Origin of the sequence: Ulvibacterium sp. (assembly GCF_965228935.1) — a bacterium.
GTDB lineage: Bacteria > Bacteroidota > Bacteroidia > Flavobacteriales > Flavobacteriaceae > Ulvibacterium.
The window spans coordinates 5,230,807-5,249,500 of the sequence record NZ_OZ245846.1; the positions used below are offsets into that span (position 1 = coordinate 5,230,807).

The following is an 18,694-nucleotide window of genomic DNA, read 5'->3' on the forward strand; positions in this document are numbered from 1 at the left end:
AGAAGGTTTGATGCTATTGGATATCCAAAACCAAATTTGTTGTACATTGGTATATCCCTTTTTTAATTGTATATAGCCAATTGTCATGAAAATCCACCATGTAAAACAATCAGGACATTTTGTCTTTTTCCTTTCGTTCGTATTTTTATCTGTATCAAATCACACCCTTATGGCCCAATCAATGGTAAAAAAGGAGACTTTGAATGTTGGTATTGGGCAAATGCATGTAGACGGCGGCAATCCAGAGGTAAATCTTAAAAATGCCGCTCTTTTTATTAAGGAGGCAGCCGAAAAATCATGCGATGTCGTCGTTTTGCCGGAATGCCTGGATTTTGGTTGGACAAATTCCTCGGCAATACAAGGGGCTCAGCCTATTCCGGGAGCCCATAGTAAAATCTTGCAGGAGGCCGCGAAAAAAAGCGCGATTTACGTAGTTGCCGGACTTACGGAACGGAACGGCGATAAAATTCATAATACGGCCCTCTTGATCTCACCTACCGGAGAGATTTTGGGAACACACAGAAAAGTCAATATTCTGGATATCGCCCAGCATATCTATACGCCAGGTACCAGTTGTACCGTAACCCCCACGGATTTAGGGATGGTCGGCATGAACATTTGCGCCGACAATTCCCCAACCACAAATGAACTGGGACACGCCCTTGGATATATGGGTGCGGATATTATACTTTCGCCTTGTAGTTGGGCCGTACCCCCTGATTATGACAACGAGAAAACGCCATATGGGGACATCTGGAAAGAGTCCTATACCGAAATTGCCCAAAAACATCATATTCCGGTCGTCGGAGTGAGCAATACCGGACTGGTCAAAGATGGTGAATGGAAAGGTTGGTGGTGCATTGGGGCTTCACTGGTAGTATCCAGGGACGGCGAAATCCAAAAGCAATTTGATTATACCAAGGAGGAAAGCAGACTCTACACGATCCAAATTGAAGTCGGGTCCGATCAATAATTTGATCCAAACCAAAGTAAAGTATCCTCGTCCCAAACTACCTTTCCGTAAGCTACCTCAACCACTTATCAAACCATTTAAACGCATCGTCTTGCATGGCAGAGTCAAATTTATGCCCACCTGGGTAGAACTTGCCGCTATACCGGTCGGAGGCTCCCGCTTTTTTATAAACCTCTTGTAAAATAGCGTCCGCCTTTTTCATTTCCGGTAGGGTATACAATTGGTCTTCATTATTACTCATGACCATAGTCGGTAAAGGTACCCGGAGCCCCAGAATTTCAGGGAAATCCAAAAATTTTGGCAAGATTGGAACATAGGTCATCCAGGTATGTGTAAAGGACTTGTTCACCAAAAAGTCGTTCCAAGTGGACATAAACCCTACACTGATTGCACATTGTATCCTATGGTCCAATCCCCCAAGATAATCCGTCCGAAGTCCTCCTCCCGAGAGGCCACAACAACCTACTTTTTCTTCATTAACATCGGGTCGGTTACATAGGATGTCCAAAGCTATTTGATCCTCTAGCAAAGTCACTCCCGGCCAGGTAGTTCCTCCACAAAAAAGGGATTTTGACATGATATGCTCATGTTCCGCCGCCCATTCATTATACGTTTTGATATTCCCGGAATCCTCTGGGTTTTGATCCGTTTTATCCCCAATCATACAATGCCCCCAAGTAATACCATCAACATCAGTGTACCTGACCCTTCTTGAGCCAAAAGTAAACGTATCGTGCACCAATACCACATAACCTTGTTTGGCCAATTCGTTGGCCCAGGCCAAACCGGAATAAGAATCCTTTTGATGCGACACCATAACGGGATGTACCTCATCCGATGTTCTGGTAATCTTTCTTTTCCCGAAATACTTTTGCCCGCCATGGTCATGAAGGCCCAAAACAGCAGGCAAAGGTCCAATGGCATCCTTTGGTTTAAGCAGGATGGCTTCAGTTGGGTTTCCATAGGGAAGTTGCCATTGCAGTTCTTCGATCCATAGGCCATCATAATCGTAACTTGCCTTTACTGTAACATCCAATACTCTTTTTTCCATAGAAGGAGCCGAAACCAGTTCCCTTGTTTTTTCCAGCGCTTTTTGTCGCCACTGGTCCAAATTCGTCCATTTGGTATGTCTGAACGAGAGCTCAGGGGGATCCGATACCAATGAAGTGGCCCAATTTCCATATGCCCCGATAATGCTTTTATTGCCGTCGGTTTTAAGGATACTTTCTTCGGTAGATAGACCTAAAATTGATTCGTTGCCCATATTTAAGGAGTAAGGAAATAGGGGAATGCTGCTTAGAGCCATGGCCGAAGTCAAAAATTCCCTTCTGGATTTTGATGTTTTTTTGGATGGTGCGCCGCTGGATTTCATGAGTTATTGATATACAGATAAATGTCCAACTTACACAACTTGTAAGTAGCTCTATAAATATACCAATAAACTGCTTAGCCTATCTACTATAATTGGGAGATTCCTTGGTAATGGTCACATCATGCGGATGGCTTTCATTGATACCGCTTGCCGTAATTTTTACAAAGCGACCCGATTCCTGCAAAGTGGCAATGTCCTTTGCACCGCAATAGCCCATTCCAGCACGAAGGCCACCGACAAACTGATGGATGCTTTCAAACAGTTCGCCCTTATAAGGCACCCGGCCGACAATACCTTCTGGAACCAATTTTTTGATATCGTCCTCCACATCTTGGAAATATCGATCCTTGCTACCCTCCCGCATAGCCTCTACCGACCCCATGCCACGGTATGATTTAAACTTTCGGCCCTCGTAAATGATGGTCTCTCCCGGTGATTCCTTTGTACCCGCCAAAAGTGAACCGAGCATAACGGTATCCGCACCTGCGGCAATGGCCTTGGGAATATCACCGGTATATCGTATCCCACCATCGGCAATTACCGGAACACCGCTTCCCTTTATGGCCGAAGCGACTTCCAGCACGGCGGAAAACTGTGGGAAACCGACCCCTGCCACTACCCGTGTGGTGCAAATGGAACCGGGCCCAATACCTACTTTTACCGCATCCGCACCGGCATCTACCAAATATTTTGCCGCTTCACCGGTAGCGATGTTGCCAACAATAGTCTCTAAATCCGGAAATTTCTTTTTGACATTCTGTAATACGGTAACCACGCCCTGCGTATGACCGTGGGCCGTATCGATAACTATGGCATCGACTCCTGCATTGACCAAGGCCTCTGCCCTTTCCACGGCATCCGGGGTAACACCTAAGGCTGCGGCAACCCTCAACCTGCCATATTTGTCCTTGTTGGCTATGGGCTTTTGCGTCAATTTTGTGATATCCCGAAAGGTAATGAGCCCAACCAACTTATAGTCCCCATCCACCACGGGCAATTTCTCTATTTTATTCTCCTGAAGAATGTCCTCTGCCTGGGCAAGGGACGTACCCTCACCTACGGTAACCAAATTCTCGGAGGTCATGACCTCCGAAATGGGTCTATCATTATTCTTCTCAAAACGCAAATCCCTATTGGTAACGATACCTATCAATTTTCCAGAATCGTCCACTATAGGAATACCGCCGATACTAAATTCCCGCATACTGGCCTTGGCATCCTTTACCAAAGCATTGGACGGCAATGTAACAGGATCCAAGATCATACCGCTTTCCGCCCGTTTTACTTTACGGACCTTCATGGCCTGTTGCTCTATGGTCATGTTCTTGTGCAGAACTCCTATACCTCCCTCCTGTGCGATGGCAATGGCCATTCGGCTTTCCGTAACCGTATCCATAGCTGCGGATACTATGGGAACATTAATGGTGATATTCCGTGTAAACTTGGTCTGGATGTTTACTTCCCTTGGAAGCACTTCGGAATAGGCGGGAACCAAGAGTACGTCATCATAAGTAAGACCTTCTCCTAGAATTTTATCGTGGTGGGCTTGCATGGCAATTAAGGATTAATTGCGTGCAAATGTAATGAATATATCGCTACCTACCTATTTCTAAATATTTAGGAGAGATACCCTTTCATCACTCAATAAAAATGTCTTTTCAATTCTTAAAGCCTGCACATTCATATATTTGGTATCACAATTATAGCGCCTATATTTCTCTTGGCCGGGTTGCGATAGAGCAAATCTATAGTTTCAATTGTAGGGTGGTATAAAAGGTTCTTGGCTCTGCCGGAATTATCCCTGGACCCGGGTATCCTGTTGTCCTTCTTGTAAAGTAACTATTGTCCAATACATTATTGATGCCAGCTTCTAGTTTCCATTTCCTGTACGTGTAAGAAAGCGAGAAATCCATGATATCATAGGCCGGGATAGTCCCTACAACCCCAGCACCAGGTTCATTGCCGAAAAGAGGTTCCGCATTCGTCGCATCTGTAAACTGATCGGAGATATAAGTATATTGTAAGCTTCCAAGCAAATTTCCGTAACCAAAATTGAGACCTGTCTTTATGTTGAATTGTGGGATAAACTCCACTTTTTTCCCCTGCACATTATTTTGATCGGACTTTGTGTATTCGGAATCTGTTAAGGCCAAGTTCATAAAGTAATTCAATTTTACTTTTTCCCGGGAAGGAACTATCCAATTTTTGAGGTTCCAATCCATAAAACCTTCAAATCCATATATGAATGCCGTACCAATATTGCCCCTTCGTCGGAATACCGAATCATCGGCAGGATCAACATCTTGAATCTCGCCAAGTCTATTGTCATACAACAAACCGAATACACTTAGGTCATAGGACAGATTGTCCTTCCATCTACCTCGGGCTCCCAAATCAGCCGTGAATCCGTCTTCATCGGTAATGTCCTCGTCTATTTGAAAGGATGGGTTTACTACCCGGATATCGTTGAACGTAACCGACCTATAATTCTGCGAAAAGTTGCCATAGAATTCCATGGATGGGGAGAGCTTATACGAAGCTCCTAGCCCTAACAGCAAAAAACCCCGTTCAAAAGTCCGGTTATCCGGCACCTCTTCATTTAATATGGGGTTACCTGCCAAATCCAATACAATATTCCTGAAACTACCTTCACTTTCGGTCTTGATGTATTCATATCTAAAACCTGGGGTAAGTGAAAACCTTTTGGAAAAGTTGAAGATATTCTCTCCGAAAACAACTAGGTTTAGATTGGGAAAGTCAAATTGTGATTGTCTTTCATAATTTGGAAAATCGGTATCCGCAAAAGTAAAATCTGCCGTATCGGCAAGACTTCCCGGCCCCTGCCTTTGATCGTTATTGGACTGGTAGTACTTTGACCCTATTAAGAAAACGGCGTCCTTTGAGCCAACGCGATATCTGGTCAGTAATCGTGTTTCCGCCCCCCAGTTATGAAAATTATCGACCAACAATTCCCTAGGTTCATTTATGTCATCGTCCTGTGAAACCCGATTAGTCCTAAAACCCAACGCCTTTCTTGAAGCATCCAAAGTGAATAGATTTAGGCTAAAATCGGTTTTTACGGAAAATGCATGGTCCAGACGTAACGAGAACAATTTCCAATCCACATTGAACCAATTTCGGCTTCGATTGCTAAAGGTAGGATCTTCCAAAAACTGGGCATCGGTCAATCCTCCCGGTTGCTTGGCCAAATAATTCAAAAGAGTAGCTTCAAAGGTCAACTTGGTCTTCCGGGTAAGTTGATATCCGAAATGTCCAAAGTAATTTCTACTGTTAAAATTGGAATTGGGCCGAAATCCGTTACCTTCCTTATAGTTGAAATAGGTATAATATGAAAACTTGCCCAGAGTGCCGCTTAGGCTATTGAAACTTGTCAATAAATCAAAGGATCCCAAGGTCTGCCTGGATACCCATTCTATTTTTTTATTTGGATTCGGTTGTTTGAACTTAAAATTGATAAGTCCGCCAAACTGTGGCCCATATTGCAAGGAGGCCGCCCCACGTACTACTTGGATTTCTCGCAAGGCTTCGGCTGGCGGGGTGTAGTAGCTTTCCGGATAACCCAGGGCATCCGCACTGATATCGTAACCATTTTGACGCACATTGAAGTTGGCCGTGCGGTTGGGATCCAACCCCCTACCTCCTATGTTCAATTGCAGTCCGGCATCGCCATAGTCATAGATATTGAGCCCGACCACTTGATTGTAGATTTGCCTTGCATTGCTAGCCGCCAAATTTCCGGTAATATTATCCAAAAGCACTACCTCGCTCTTCTTTCCGGCATAAATGGCCGTACCCTCTACTTTCTTTAATTGTTTTAGGGCAAAAATCCGCTCCCGTTGTTGGGTTATCACCACTTCGGAAAGTTGTTCCCCCAACGATTCCAACTTCAGGTTCATTGTACTATTCCCCGAAATGGAGATTGTCTTTTCCAAAACCCGAAATCCATAGCCAAATGCCATGAGATTGTAATCGCCCGCTGGAATATCATTGAAAGAATAACTACCCTGGGTATCGGTTTTCACCAAACGTTCCAATTCGGCAAGATATACTTCTACATCAGCAATTACCCCGTTATCCGTATTGGTCACTTTACCTGTCAAGGTATGTTGTGCATGACTCAATGATATGGAAAAAACCAATGCCGCGAATATGCTAAATTCCTTTAATGTCATCCGTAAATGGTAAAATCCAACTTTTGTGTTTAAATGAGTCCCTTTGTTTGGTCAAATCAACTTTAGGGTCAATGAAGGGTTTGCTTAGACGACCGTTAAGAGCAACCTGACTTTCCACATAAATCTCTATGTCCCGCAATCCTTCCTTCTCGTAATGCTGCTTTAAATGATGGGCATATTCCAAAATGAAATCTGGTTGAAAGGCCATTTGTTTTTCTTGAAATGGGGTTAAAAAATCGGTGTTGTCCACATAGAACCAACGCCCTGTTTCACCATCAACGACCTTGAACTGGGCATAACCTGATTTTTCCATCAACATAACGCGCCAGGAGAATCGATAACCTTCCTCGGTCCAGAACAATTCCCCGGGATACAATAGATATCGAAAGGGAAAAAGCAATTGGAACCCAAAAAAAAGGATAAGTATGCCTGCGGTCAATTTTTTAGGTAAAATAGGACTGTGACCCCAAATCCTACCGTTATTAAAATGCTCTTTTCCTATTCGTAATATTCGGCCTAAACCAGATAGAATCCGTTTATGAAGGCTAGCATCAAAAAATATCAAAGCGGATACGATCATGATATAAGGAAACATACCTATAGGGAACAAAATACGCGTCACTACATGAAAGAAAATAACCAATGTGAAAGCCACTATTCGCGTTCTTCGATATAATAGTAAGAATGGAATGGCCAGGTCATATAATGCCCCGCCCCAACTAAAGGCATAGGCCAACCATTCCTGGTGCACCCAATTGCCCAACAACGGAATGCTAAATTTGGCAGGTAGCCATATCTTGAGAGGCAAGGCCTCCAACATCCAATCCGAGTTCAATTTGGCGAGGCCCGCATAAAAATAGACGATAGCCAAAAGTAGTTTTACGCTGTTTATGGTCCAGACCGGCACATACTGATATCTTATGCTTTTGTTCCGTAAGGCATCCAAAGAAAAGTAGGCATTGGCCGGAAGGAAGAACATTAGAAAACTGAGAGCACTTATGAAATAGTAATGGTTAAGATAGGTGGTCTTGTCCATTAATTCTATGTACGTAAAGCTTAGGAAAAAGATTCCAATGGCCCAGCGATATTTGTAGCCCAATGCTACCAAAATGGCAGAAAACCCGCATACCACAAATAAAAGATACGTATAGACCCCCAGTGGTCTTACCCATTCAAAGCCATAGTAGGAAAAGAAAAATCGGGGATCGATATACAGCTTGCCAATCCAGCCGTAACTCCAAAAGCGTACGATGCTCAAAAACATCATAAGCCCGAACATAATACGAAAGACCGCCAAAGGGGCGGCCTCTACTGGTTCTGTAAGATATTTTTTGAGATTTGCGTTCATGGGCTAATCCCCGTCGGCATCTACAAAATCGATACTGATGCTCATGGCGGAGACCATATCCACCTTCAGCAAAGGTACGGCCCGTTGGACCTCATCATAGGCTTGCAACATATTGGTCGGTGGGGTGTTGTCCGCTATCTCAGACCGGAAAGTACCCAAACCGCTAACCGATTCCCGAGCGGCATCGAATTGATCATTGATAACCTTATTAAGGTCCTCACCTTCCTTAAGCGTGTTTAAGGCATCCAAATAGGAAGCCAGACCTTCCCCGGTCGTAGACGAGGCGAAATGCCGTCCGTTAAAAAAATCCTGTGCCGCGTCCAAACCTTCCAAGAAGAGTTGTTTTGAAACATCACCTTTGTGATAGGCCTCTACGTTTTCAGGTATTGGGGTACCGGAGAAGACACCTAGGGGAATTCCCATCTTTCCCGCCCGTAGAAACTTCTCATAGTAAAAAATGTAGTCATTGACATAGCGGTCCACCGAGGCAGTTGAAGAGGATCCGTCATTGTTTACAAAGGTATCCCGATAACCTTCTTTCCAATCTGAAAGTACGGTATTTGAAAGTTGCTGCATATCGGCCAGAACGGCTTCCACATAGGCTATGTAATTGTCCTTACTGGCTACGTCATTGTATTTGGATATGATATCGGCATCCGAGTCCCCAAGACCATTGATCAAGTAGTCCAATGCCGGAAAACCCTTTGTATCCCGGTTGGAGGACAAGGTGAGGTCATAGTCACCGGAAGCCACATGCTCCTCGACCTTGGCAAAATCAACGGGGTAGATATTTAGGTTCAATCGTAGTCCAACGTTTTCGGCCGGACCAATCTCAAACATGTCAACCCGTTGCCAGACCAGATATGCATCTAGCCAAGCGGTACGAAAAGCCACAAGATTGGCTTCATTGGAATCTTGTTTAAAGCTATCGAAGGCACTCTGTAGCTCGGTCAATTCATTGGTGAATGCTTCGTATCCGGGAATAATGATATTGTCCGCCCAATTGGCCAACATAGGTGCCCGCTCGAAATTTTGCGTCGGTGGTCCGGGATCAACATCATCGCTCATCGTTGTTCCGTTATCCGAGGAACATCCCCACAGCATTACCAAAACCGCAACAAGTCCTAAAAAGTGCTTCATTCTTATTTTTATTTATTCCAATTAAGTTTTGCAAAAGTATAAAAAGTGCCGTATTCACACAGGAGAAACAGCACTTTTTATTAACATGAAAACAGTTTTAAATCCGTACGTTAACTTCCGGCCTGTTCCACGGTAAAATCAAAGCGTTCCGCTATGGCCTCCGAAATGGCATCCAATGTCTCACCGGTTACATCCCAAAGCCCATTTTCACCATCATCCATTAAGTCGACCAAAAAGGCATCCACCTCGGCTTTTGAAAAATAGGGCTCATCTGTACCAGGTTTTCTTGTAAATTGTAGACTATAGATAAATCCATATCCTTCGGAGAAATCATGGAAGGCTCCACCAAAATCCGGTGTCTCTTGATCCAAGGCATTCTTGCCTTGCTGCAGATAATACACCGAACGAATACCGATAATCTCGGAAATCTTTTCTTGGATAATTTCGGCCTGTTCATCCCTTACATCATATTCCTGGGCTACTATTGCTGCGCGGCCTAGTTTGAAAGCCTCGAAAATCTCTTCCGCTATACCGGCAAAATCATCGTCACCCTCTACCCTGCCTATATACTTGTTCAAAAAACTATCCGCTCCCAAATCGGCATTGGGATCTGAAGGATCGGCATTTAGACCATAAACATAACCGTAGGCCTCATCCCATTTGTGTTCCATTTTTGTATAGGTCTCACCTTCCTCCACGGTTCCAGCATCATTATTGGCACGGTTATCCCCTTCGTCCAATATGGCAGGACTCAGGTAATGGTTCAATGCCTGGTCAGCTGCTAGGGCACCTATCAATCCCTTGTTGAACAATTGATTGTATTCCAGGCCCTTCGCACTTATGTAGCGCGTAGAAGACCCATCGGCGATCTGACCTGCCGCACCGGCTACTGCTGCCACCTCCCAATTTGGAAATACCTCCACTACCTGAGCGTTGATCCATGAATCGAAATCGGCGCGTATCAAGGCTTGATCTGTGGCATTTGAAGCAAAATAATCGGCTGATGCAGCTGTTTTACTTCGAATGTTCTTATCGGAAGCATTAAGATCTGTATTGTCAAAATTCGATTCACCTTCCATATGGGCAAACATAGCGTTCAATTGCTCCGTTGTACTGGTATTGTCCATAAATACAGCTAATATCTCATCACCCATAAGCAAACGTGTAGTCTGTCCGCCAAAATAAACCGTAGATTCCCCATTCCGTTCAAAAGTATAGTTGTCAGGATTTTCTATCGCTGTTTCACAGGGCGTACAAGACCCACCACAATCGACCCCGGTCTCATCCCCGTTTTGTTGGTTATCATCACAGGTGGCGACCGGATCCGACATTTCATTTCCATTATCGTCACTTGAACAGGCAACAAAAAATGAGACCGTAGTAAATAAGAAAAGTAGCTTTCTAAAAGACATTTGATATATTTATTTAGATTAGTTATAAATAATTTATGTGCGAAAATAAATGCTGCTTCTGAATTTGCAAAGTATTATTTAAAATAATTCTAAATAAAGCTAAAGATTTAACATTTGGCTAATGCTACAAATGGCCCAAAAGGTATTTTTTTGGAATTAATGATATGTGGAAAAAAGTTCAGTGGCCTTATTAAATGCCGACTCAAAAGCCATCCAATTCACTCGGGTATCTACTTTTAGCGACGTAAAATGCGAAAGCATTTTCTCGGTAGGCATGTTGCCGGTAAGCTCATCCTTGGCCATAGGACAACCCCCAAAGCCTTGTACGGCGCCATCAAATCTACGGCAACCGGCTTTAAAAGCGGCATCTACCTTTTCATGCCATTTGGAAGGAGTGGTATGCAGGTGCGCTCCGAATTCAATATCTGGATATTTTGGAATAAGGTTGGAGAAAAGATACTTTATGGTTTCCGGCGTGGAAGTCCCTACCGTATCCGACAACGACAGTATCCGCACACCCATATCCGCCAATTTTTCTGTCCATTCCCCCACAATCTGAACATCCCATGGATCTCCATACGGATTACCGAACCCCATGGAAATATAAGTGACCACTTCCTTATGGGATGTATTGGCGATATCCAGAATCTCCTTTAGGGTTTCCACCGATTGCGCAATGGTCTTATGGGTATTTCTCATTTGGAAATTTTCTGAAATGGAAAACGGGTAACCCAGATAATCTATCTTTTTGTGCTTGCTAGCGTCTTGGGCTCCCCTGACGTTGGCAACAATGGCCAATAGCTTACTTTTTGTTTTGGACAAATCCAATTTGGAAAGTACCTGGGCGGTATCGGTCATTTGTGGAATGGCCTTGGGAGATACGAAGCTTCCGAAATCGATGGTATCAAATCCGCACCCTAAAAGGGACTGTATATACCTTACCTTTTGATTCGTTGGAATGAAGGTCTTGATGCCCTGCATGGCATCCCTAGGACATTCGATTATCTTGACCTGTTCGGACATATTGTTTAAATACCAACACCAAAATTAGCACTATTTATCCGATAACAATATATAGAGCCCAATACCAACAAAAACCAATATTTGCAACCATTTTAGGGCTATTCCAACATTGGGGTTTCCAAACAGATACCTTGAAATGCTCCCAGCAAGAATTGCAATCAAACCAAAAATGGAAAAGGATACCAAAATAAAAAGAAGGCCCAGAATATAGAACTGGGTTGCCGTACCCAATTCCTCACTGAACAGAAATGCCGGAAAAAAGGCCAAAAAAAAGATAGTCACTTTAGGATTCAAAACATTCATAATAAATCCTTGCTTAAATAGCTGCATCAAACTCTTCTTGGGCACTCCCGTATCCGATATTTTTAAAGAGCCACTACGAAGAACTTTAAAGGCAAGGTAAAACAGATACAATGCCCCAAACAACTTAATGCCAAAAAAGAGTTGATCGTTACCTTTAATAATTGCCGATACGCCAAGGGCCAACAAGGTGGTATGTACCAGACAACCGGACATAAGGCCTGCAGAAGTGGCCAGACCATATTTTTTGCCATGAACCATACCTTGCATGAGCACATAGACATTATCCGGTCCCGGAGAAACTGCCAAAGCCGCGGTGGCCCCGATAAAAGCAAACAAAACTTCGTAATCCAAGGCTTAGGTTTTGAAATCGAAAAATACGAATTCCCCGGACTAAAGTTTAATTTTTATATCTTACCGGCAAAATAGAGAAAATGAAAATCCTTTATGTAACCCTCCTTCCATTCCTGACCTTATTAGCCGTTTCCAAGGTACCGATGGACAAAACAAATGATAAAGCGATCCAAACTGAAATCACGATGAAGCAAGACAGTGTTTTACGCCATGTGGTACTTTTTAAGTTCAAGGCAGGAACAAGTCCGGAAAAAATCAATGAAATAGAAGCTGCTTTTGCGGCACTTCCCGCCAAAATTCCTGAAATCGCAAGTTATGAATGGGGTTTGAACAATAGTCCGGAAGGCTTGAACAAAGGGCTTACCCATGCTTTTTTGCTTACTTTTAAAAGTGAGGCGGACAGGGCCATTTATCTGCCCCATCCCGACCATAAAGCTTTCGGCGAATTGTTATCCCCGCATTTGGAAGATGTTACCGTAGTGGATTATTGGAGCAGGGACAAATAATATAATTCTCCATGGTTTAGATTATCTAGCTATGTGACTTGCCCAATTAGAATCGAAATTTTCTAATCTCCCTTCTCGATGTCTTTTAGAATGGCCTGGTTGATTTGCCTTACCAATGAGGGTCCTTCATAGATGAATCCCGTATACAGTTGAATCAGATCAGCACCGGCATTCAATTTCTCCAGGGCGTCTTCAGGGGAATGTATGCCCCCTACCCCGATAATGGGAAATGCCTTGTTGCTTTTTTCGGCCAAGAATCGAATAACATGGGTGCTTTTCTCCCTCAAGGGTTTTCCACTCAATCCACCTTTCTCTTCGGTCTGGACCAAGTCGGACTTTAGATTTTTTCGTTCAATAGTGGTATTGGTCGCAATTATTCCATCGATTTTCGTGGTTTCCACTATTTGAATAATATCCAACAATTGATTATCCGTCAAATCCGGGGCTATTTTTAAAAGAATAGGCTTTTCCTTATCGCCCCTATACTTAGCGTATTTTCCATTTTCTCTCTTCAGTTCCCTCAACAAGGCCATAAGGGGCTTCTTTCCCTGTAGTTCCCGTAGTCCCGGGGTATTCGGAGAACTTACGTTTACTGCAAAATAATCCACGTGGTCAAAAAGTGCGTCAAAGCAAATCAAATAGTCCTTAATGGCCTCGTCATTGGGGGTAACCTTATTTTTACCAATGTTACCGCCAATTAGAATTTGATGCTCTTTCTTAAGGCGTTCAACCGCATCAAAAACACCTTTGTTATTAAATCCCATACGATTAATGATGGCCTCATCGGCTTTAAGGCGGAACAACCGTTTTTTAGGGTTGCCTTTTTGGGGTTTTGGTGTCAATGTACCTATTTCAACAAACCCAAAACCAAAGTTGGAAAACTGATTGTACAATACCGCATCCTTATCGAATCCGGCGGCAAGGCCAACCGGGTTTTTGAACTTTAGACCAAAAACCTCCCTTTCCAATCGCTTGTCTTCTAGGGTATACAAACTTTTAAAGACCTTGGAGAATCCAATTTGAGATAGGAATCGTACCAACGAAAATATGAGGAAATGTGCCCTTTCTGCATCAAGTAGGAAAAGGAAAGGGCGAACTAGAAATTTGTACATGGGCTACAGTAAGATTTCGTCAAAAGTACAAACTTAACCCTAGTATTTCTCCTGTCTAAATCAATTTTTTGATTATTTCGACGAAATGAAAATCAATTGGATCTAACCGTATCCTTAACTGCTACCGGGACAATCCTGATCGGTTTCCGAAATGCCTCACGGCAAAGATCTAGGTATCGCCTATACTGTCTTTCATTAAATGTTGTCAGCAGTTTTTTATCACATTCCCGGGATGCATCCATTATTTTTTGTTCCAGTACCCGATATTTATCGGCTAAAACCTGCAGCTCCTCCGTACTACTTTGGGGATGGTCATCAAAAAGCTTTTGAATATCTTCCTTTAGACTTTTTATCTGGATTTCCAAGTCGGATTTTAGATTTTCCATGGTTTGTATTTGTTGATCGCTAAGCTGAAAGACCTCTACCATCATATCCGTATTATCCCCTCCAATATCCAACGTACAATCCTGTGCCAGTAGCCCCGAAGAAAAGGTTATATAGCCTAAGAAAACAAAAAACGCCCTTGTGAATTTTATCATCGTCAAAAAGAATATAACTGTGCGATTCCTGATGTATAAACAGTATTTTTATACAAAAATTATATCGATGCGACAATTAGTAGACCGATTTATAAATTACGTGAAAATCGATACACAAAGCAATCCCCGTTCCAAAACGACCCCTAGCACCGAAAAACAGTGGCATCTAGCCTTGGAGCTCGTAGAAGAGCTGAAACAGATAGGTTTGGAAGAGGTTACCATTGATCATAATGCGTATATCATGGCCACATTGCCCAGCAATCTGGAAAAAGATGTGCCCACCATAGGGTTTATCTCCCATTTTGACACTACGCCCGATTTTACCGCTGAAGATGTAAATCCCAAAGTCGTAAAAAACTATGATGGTGGGGATATTGTTTTGAACGAAACGGAAAATATTGTGTTGTCGCCACGTTATTTTGAGGATCTGCTTCTTTATAAGGGTCAGACCCTTATCACTACCGATGGTACCACGCTATTGGGGGCAGATGACAAGGCGGGAATTGCGGAAATCATTACCGCAATGGAGTATTTGATACAGAATCCAACTATAAAACATGGCAAAATACGAATAGGCTTTACCCCGGACGAAGAGATAGGCCGTGGAGCGCATAAATTTGACGTGGAGCAATTTGGCGCGGACTGGGCCTATACCATGGATGGGAGCCAAATCGGCGAATTGGAATATGAAAATTTCAATGCGGCCGGAGCCAAAATCAGTATTACCGGAAAAAGTGTCCATCCCGGGTACGCCAAAAACAAAATGGTCAATGCGATAAGCATTGCCAATGAATTTATCAGTATTCTCCCGCCGGAAGAAACTCCCCAACACACTTCCGATAAAGAAGGTTTTTTCCATGTACATACGCTAAAAGGCGAAATTGAACATGCGGAATTCGAGTTGATTATTCGAGACCATGATTTTGAAAAATTCGAAAAACGGAAGGAGTTTTTAAAGACCATTACCGCCAAACTCAATGAAATACATGGCAATTGTATTGAATTGGAGCTGAAAGACCAGTATTTCAATATGCGTGAAAAAATAGAACCTGTGTTCCACATCGTAGAAATTGCCAAGGAAGCCATGCAAGCTGTGGGTGTTGAACCCATCATTAAACCTATTCGCGGGGGCACGGATGGTTCCCAATTAAGCTATATGGGCCTGCCCTGTCCCAATATCTTCGCGGGAGGGCATAATTTCCATGGAAAATACGAGTATATACCGATTCAAAGTATGCAAAAGGCGGTAGAGGTCATTGTAAAAATATGTGAATTGGTAGCAACCAAAAGTTATTGAAAAATACATAACTTCGTGTGGAACACCTCTATCATTACCATGGATACTTCAGATAAAGTCGAAACATACTTCAAGGAGGAACACCTATTTAAGAAGGAGATCGCTATTTTAAGAAATTTGGCCCATAAGACGGAAGCCGTGGAAACTTTTAAATGGCATGCCCCGGTATATACCATTAATAACAAGAATGTATTTTGGATAGCACGATTTAAGCATCATTTTGGATTGGGGTTTTTTAATGGGATGCTCCTTAAGGATTCAAAAAAGGTCTTGGAAAATGCACAGGAGGGTAAGACCCAGGCCATGCGCCATTGGAAATTTACGACAATTGATGAAATTGATCAAGAGGGCGTACTCAGTTATATGATAGAGGCCTTGGAAAACCAAAAAAAAGGTACTGAAACAAAACCTTTAAAAAAGAAAAAAGCAAAAGCCCCAATACCCCACATGCTTAAGGAGGCATTGAATGATGACGAAGAGCTAGAAAAGAGGTTTAAAGCGTTGTCTCCCTACAAGCAAAACGAATATACATCCTATATAGCGGATGCCAAGCAAGAAAAGACCAAACTTTCCCGATTGCAAAAAATAATTCCTTTGTTAAGGGAAGGAAAAGGTCTTAATGATAGTTACAGGTAGTACCATAATTCCAAATCCCAACCTTAAAGACCGACATCTATTAGGAGGGATTTGGAATTTGACTTTTTAGATTATGGGCAGTTTCCAGCCATTTTGATAGTTTGCCTTCATGTACTGGTTGGCTTCTTCTTCCTTAAACTTTCCATTGACCGTATCCCAATAAATCCTGTTGCCCGTTTTAAAGGCAACATTGCCCATATGGGACACCAATGCGGCATCATAGCCTACTTGTATCGGTGCTGTAAGTTTGGAGGCATCCCTACTTTTCACAGCTTCAATAAAATTAACGGTATGGAGATCAAGGCCACTAACCCCATCTTTATCCTTTAGAATAGCTTCCATTTTGGGAGTCCTTTCCTTGCCCCATCCATTGAAGCTCTTTTCTGGGATTACTTCCCATCCATTCCTGTCCAACACCAAGGTTCCGTTGTTTCCGATAAAGGAAATACCATGATTACGGCCATAGTTCCCCCCATCTATTCCTGTGGCATGCTCCCAGAGAATGGAGAACCCATCGTATTCAAAAACGGTCTGTAAGGTATCCGGGGTTTCCGAGGCATCATTGGGATACGCAAATTTTCCACCAAGGGCCATTACCGATTTTGGTCTACCGGCCTTCATTCCGTAAAGGGCATAATCTATCAAATGAACGCCCCAATCCGTCATTAATCCCCCGGCATAATCCCAAAACCATCTAAAGTTAAAGTGGAACCGATTTGTGTTAAACGCACGCTGTGGGGCGGGACCCAACCACATGTTGTAATCTACGCCATTGGGAACGGCTTCATCCGGAACTACGGGAACGGGTTTCATCCACCCTTGATAGGCCCATGCCTTGGCCAAACGTATCTCTCCCAATTTACCCGAATGCACAAAATTAATGGCATCCACAAAATGGGGTTGACTGCGCTGCCACTGACCGATCTGAACCATTCGATCACTGGAATTCACGTAATCCAACATAATATTGGCCTCCTCTATCGAATTTGCAATGGGCTTTTCACAATACACGTCCTTACCCGCCTGCAGGGAATCGGTCAATTGAAGGCAATGCCAATGATCCGGAGTACCAATGATTACCACATCCACATCCTTGTTTTCCAATAGCTGCCTGTAGTCCTTGTACCATTTTGGCTTTTTGATACCAGCCTTTTTTAAATCCGCGGTACGGGATTCAAGTACATTTTCGTCGACATCACATAAGGCAATCACATTGGTCTCACTTATTTTTAGCATAGAGCTTAGATCACTAAAGCCCATCCCTTTACAGCCAATGACCCCAACATTGATACGATCATTGGGCCCTACTCTTTTTCTCATGGTGGCCAACAGCTCCATAGGGAATGCGAATGCTGCTCCTGTTCCAGCAAGTGCCAAGGAGCTTTTTTTGATAAAGTTTCGTCGATTTTGGTACATGATTCTAGAATTTTGTTTTGCCTTTCAAGATAGTGATTTTCAATGAAAATTGCTCTATATTTTAAGTGTGGAAACACCTCCAATACCCACAAATGGAACGATACCCATTTCGAAGGTCACTCAATTGATTTAGGCTCCAATACTCAAGAGGGCCTACCTCCTATTTGGGTTGATTTAGAGCTATGAAAGGGCTTAAGGTTTTATGCAAAAAAAACGCCGATTTTAAAATCGGCGTCCCTGATATGTTATGCAAACAAGTCTACTTCTTGGCGGGTGTACTCAATTTTTTGCTCATTTCCAAGGATATGGCGGACCGATCAAATTTGATTTTTCCCGCCATGGTCTCCAAAACACAGGAGTAGTCCTTGTCATTAAGATCCACAACCTTGCCGTACATTCCGCTTTTAGTAATTACCCGATCTCCCTTTTTGAGTTCCGCGGCAAAACGTTTTTCATCTTTTTGCCTTTTCATTTGTGGACGGATCATAAAAAAATAAGCCACCACAAAAATTAGGATCATGGGTAAAAACTGTCCTATATCTCCCATTTTTTACAAATCTAAAGTTTGCTATCTAGTTTACCGTTGGGCCTACCGGAGCAGCTCCTTTGGGGTTTACAAAAGCCTTTATGCGCAAGAGCTCGGAACCTTTTTCCGTATTAGCGGTAACCGTAATGGTCTTGGTCACCTGGTTTTGGCCAGATCCATTGAACTTCACCAACAACTCTCCAGTCTCACCCGGGGCTATGGGATCCTTGGGTGGGTTGGGTACCGTACAGCCACAGCTACTTTTGGCATCCGTTATAATCAACGGGGCTTCACCGGTATTGGTGAACTTGAATACAGTCTCTTGAGGGGTTCCTTGTTCAATGGTTCCAAAATCGTGTTCGGCCTTTTCAAAGGACATCACCGGAAGCTTTTTGGCGGCTTCGTCCCTTTCGGCGGCCTGTGCCACCTTATCGGTATTTATTTTACTGGATGCATTTTCCTTACAGGAAACTGCCAATAGTGCCATTAAACCCAGGCTTAAAACTATTCTTTTCATTATGTACTATTTTTTATATTCCGTAAAATT

The 18,694-nt window shown here is 43.1% G+C and carries 17 protein-coding genes; 4 read left to right on the forward strand and 13 right to left on the reverse strand.

Annotation, left to right across the window (positions count from 1 at the left end):
* Positions 1-169: 169 nt before the first annotated feature.
* Positions 170-973, forward strand: coding sequence for a carbon-nitrogen hydrolase family protein (locus tag ACO06Y_RS22075; protein WP_422081227.1), 804 nt, complete (start codon positions 170-172; stop codon positions 971-973).
* A 52-nt stretch (positions 974-1,025) separates the two neighbouring features.
* Here ACO06Y_RS22075 and ACO06Y_RS22080 read toward each other — a convergent pair whose 3' ends face one another.
* The 8 genes from ACO06Y_RS22080 to ACO06Y_RS22115 form a co-directional block, all read right to left on the reverse strand.
* Positions 1,026-2,345, reverse strand: coding sequence for a hypothetical protein (locus tag ACO06Y_RS22080; protein WP_422081228.1), 1,320 nt, complete (start codon positions 2,343-2,345; stop codon positions 1,026-1,028).
* Positions 2,346-2,424: 79 nt separating this feature from the next.
* Positions 2,425-3,897, reverse strand: coding sequence for an IMP dehydrogenase (guaB, locus tag ACO06Y_RS22085; RefSeq protein WP_422081229.1), 1,473 nt, complete (start codon positions 3,895-3,897; stop codon positions 2,425-2,427).
* Between the two features lie 193 nt (positions 3,898-4,090).
* On the reverse strand, positions 4,091-6,538 hold the full coding sequence (locus tag ACO06Y_RS22090; RefSeq protein ID WP_422081230.1) for a TonB-dependent receptor domain-containing protein: 2,448 nt from the start codon (positions 6,536-6,538) through the stop codon (positions 4,091-4,093).
* Entirely contained in the window at positions 6,519-7,886 is a 1,368-nt protein-coding gene (locus ACO06Y_RS22095; RefSeq protein WP_422081231.1) for an HTTM domain-containing protein, read from the reverse strand. The genes ACO06Y_RS22090 and ACO06Y_RS22095 overlap by 20 nt, the downstream gene beginning before the upstream one ends.
* 3 nt (positions 7,887-7,889) lie before the next feature.
* Positions 7,890-9,026: an imelysin family protein gene (locus ACO06Y_RS22100; RefSeq protein WP_422081232.1), complete on the reverse strand. Its 1,137-nt coding sequence runs from the start codon at positions 9,024-9,026 to the stop codon at positions 7,890-7,892.
* Between the two features lie 110 nt (positions 9,027-9,136).
* Entirely contained in the window at positions 9,137-10,438 is a 1,302-nt protein-coding gene (locus ACO06Y_RS22105) for a DUF4856 domain-containing protein (protein ID WP_422081233.1), read from the reverse strand.
* 156 nt (positions 10,439-10,594) lie between these two features.
* Complete coding sequence (locus ACO06Y_RS22110; RefSeq protein ID WP_422081234.1) at positions 10,595-11,461, reverse strand: hydroxymethylglutaryl-CoA lyase; 867 nt, start codon at positions 11,459-11,461, stop codon at positions 10,595-10,597.
* Between the two features lie 30 nt (positions 11,462-11,491).
* Positions 11,492-12,115, reverse strand: a complete 624-nt coding sequence (locus tag ACO06Y_RS22115) for a LysE family translocator (RefSeq protein WP_422081235.1) — start codon at positions 12,113-12,115, stop codon at positions 11,492-11,494.
* 80 nt (positions 12,116-12,195) lie between these two features.
* Between ACO06Y_RS22115 and ACO06Y_RS22120 the strand changes: the two genes are divergently transcribed.
* Positions 12,196-12,621, forward strand: coding sequence for a Dabb family protein (locus ACO06Y_RS22120; protein ID WP_422081236.1), 426 nt, complete (start codon positions 12,196-12,198; stop codon positions 12,619-12,621).
* A gap of 62 nt (positions 12,622-12,683) precedes the next feature.
* On the opposite strand, the gene ACO06Y_RS22125 is transcribed toward ACO06Y_RS22120, so the two are convergent.
* A complete protein-coding gene (locus tag ACO06Y_RS22125) occupies positions 12,684-13,733 on the reverse strand; it encodes a quinone-dependent dihydroorotate dehydrogenase (RefSeq protein WP_422081237.1) in 1,050 nt (349 codons plus the stop codon).
* A gap of 92 nt (positions 13,734-13,825) precedes the next feature.
* Positions 13,826-14,272, reverse strand: a complete 447-nt coding sequence (locus tag ACO06Y_RS22130; protein ID WP_422081238.1) for a hypothetical protein — start codon at positions 14,270-14,272, stop codon at positions 13,826-13,828.
* Between the two features lie 67 nt (positions 14,273-14,339).
* On the opposite strand from ACO06Y_RS22130, the gene pepT reads away from it, so the two are divergent.
* Together pepT and ACO06Y_RS22140 are read left to right on the forward strand one after the other, a co-directional pair.
* A complete protein-coding gene (pepT, locus tag ACO06Y_RS22135) occupies positions 14,340-15,569 on the forward strand; it encodes a peptidase T (protein ID WP_422081239.1) in 1,230 nt (409 codons plus the stop codon).
* Positions 15,570-15,584: 15 nt separating this feature from the next.
* Positions 15,585-16,205, forward strand: coding sequence for a YdeI/OmpD-associated family protein (locus ACO06Y_RS22140; protein ID WP_422081240.1), 621 nt, complete (start codon positions 15,585-15,587; stop codon positions 16,203-16,205).
* Between the two features lie 66 nt (positions 16,206-16,271).
* On the opposite strand, the gene ACO06Y_RS22145 is transcribed toward ACO06Y_RS22140, so the two are convergent.
* From ACO06Y_RS22145 to ACO06Y_RS22155, 3 genes are all read right to left on the reverse strand, one after another.
* The gene (locus tag ACO06Y_RS22145; RefSeq protein ID WP_422081241.1) at positions 16,272-17,621 is read right to left on the reverse strand and encodes a Gfo/Idh/MocA family protein; all 1,350 of its coding nucleotides are present in this window, start codon (positions 17,619-17,621) and stop codon (positions 16,272-16,274) included.
* A 259-nt stretch (positions 17,622-17,880) separates the two neighbouring features.
* Complete coding sequence (yajC, locus tag ACO06Y_RS22150; protein ID WP_422081242.1) at positions 17,881-18,168, reverse strand: preprotein translocase subunit YajC; 288 nt, start codon at positions 18,166-18,168, stop codon at positions 17,881-17,883.
* A gap of 25 nt (positions 18,169-18,193) precedes the next feature.
* On the reverse strand, positions 18,194-18,664 hold the full coding sequence (locus tag ACO06Y_RS22155; protein WP_422081243.1) for a DUF1573 domain-containing protein: 471 nt from the start codon (positions 18,662-18,664) through the stop codon (positions 18,194-18,196).
* Between the last annotated feature and the right edge of the window lie 30 nt (positions 18,665-18,694).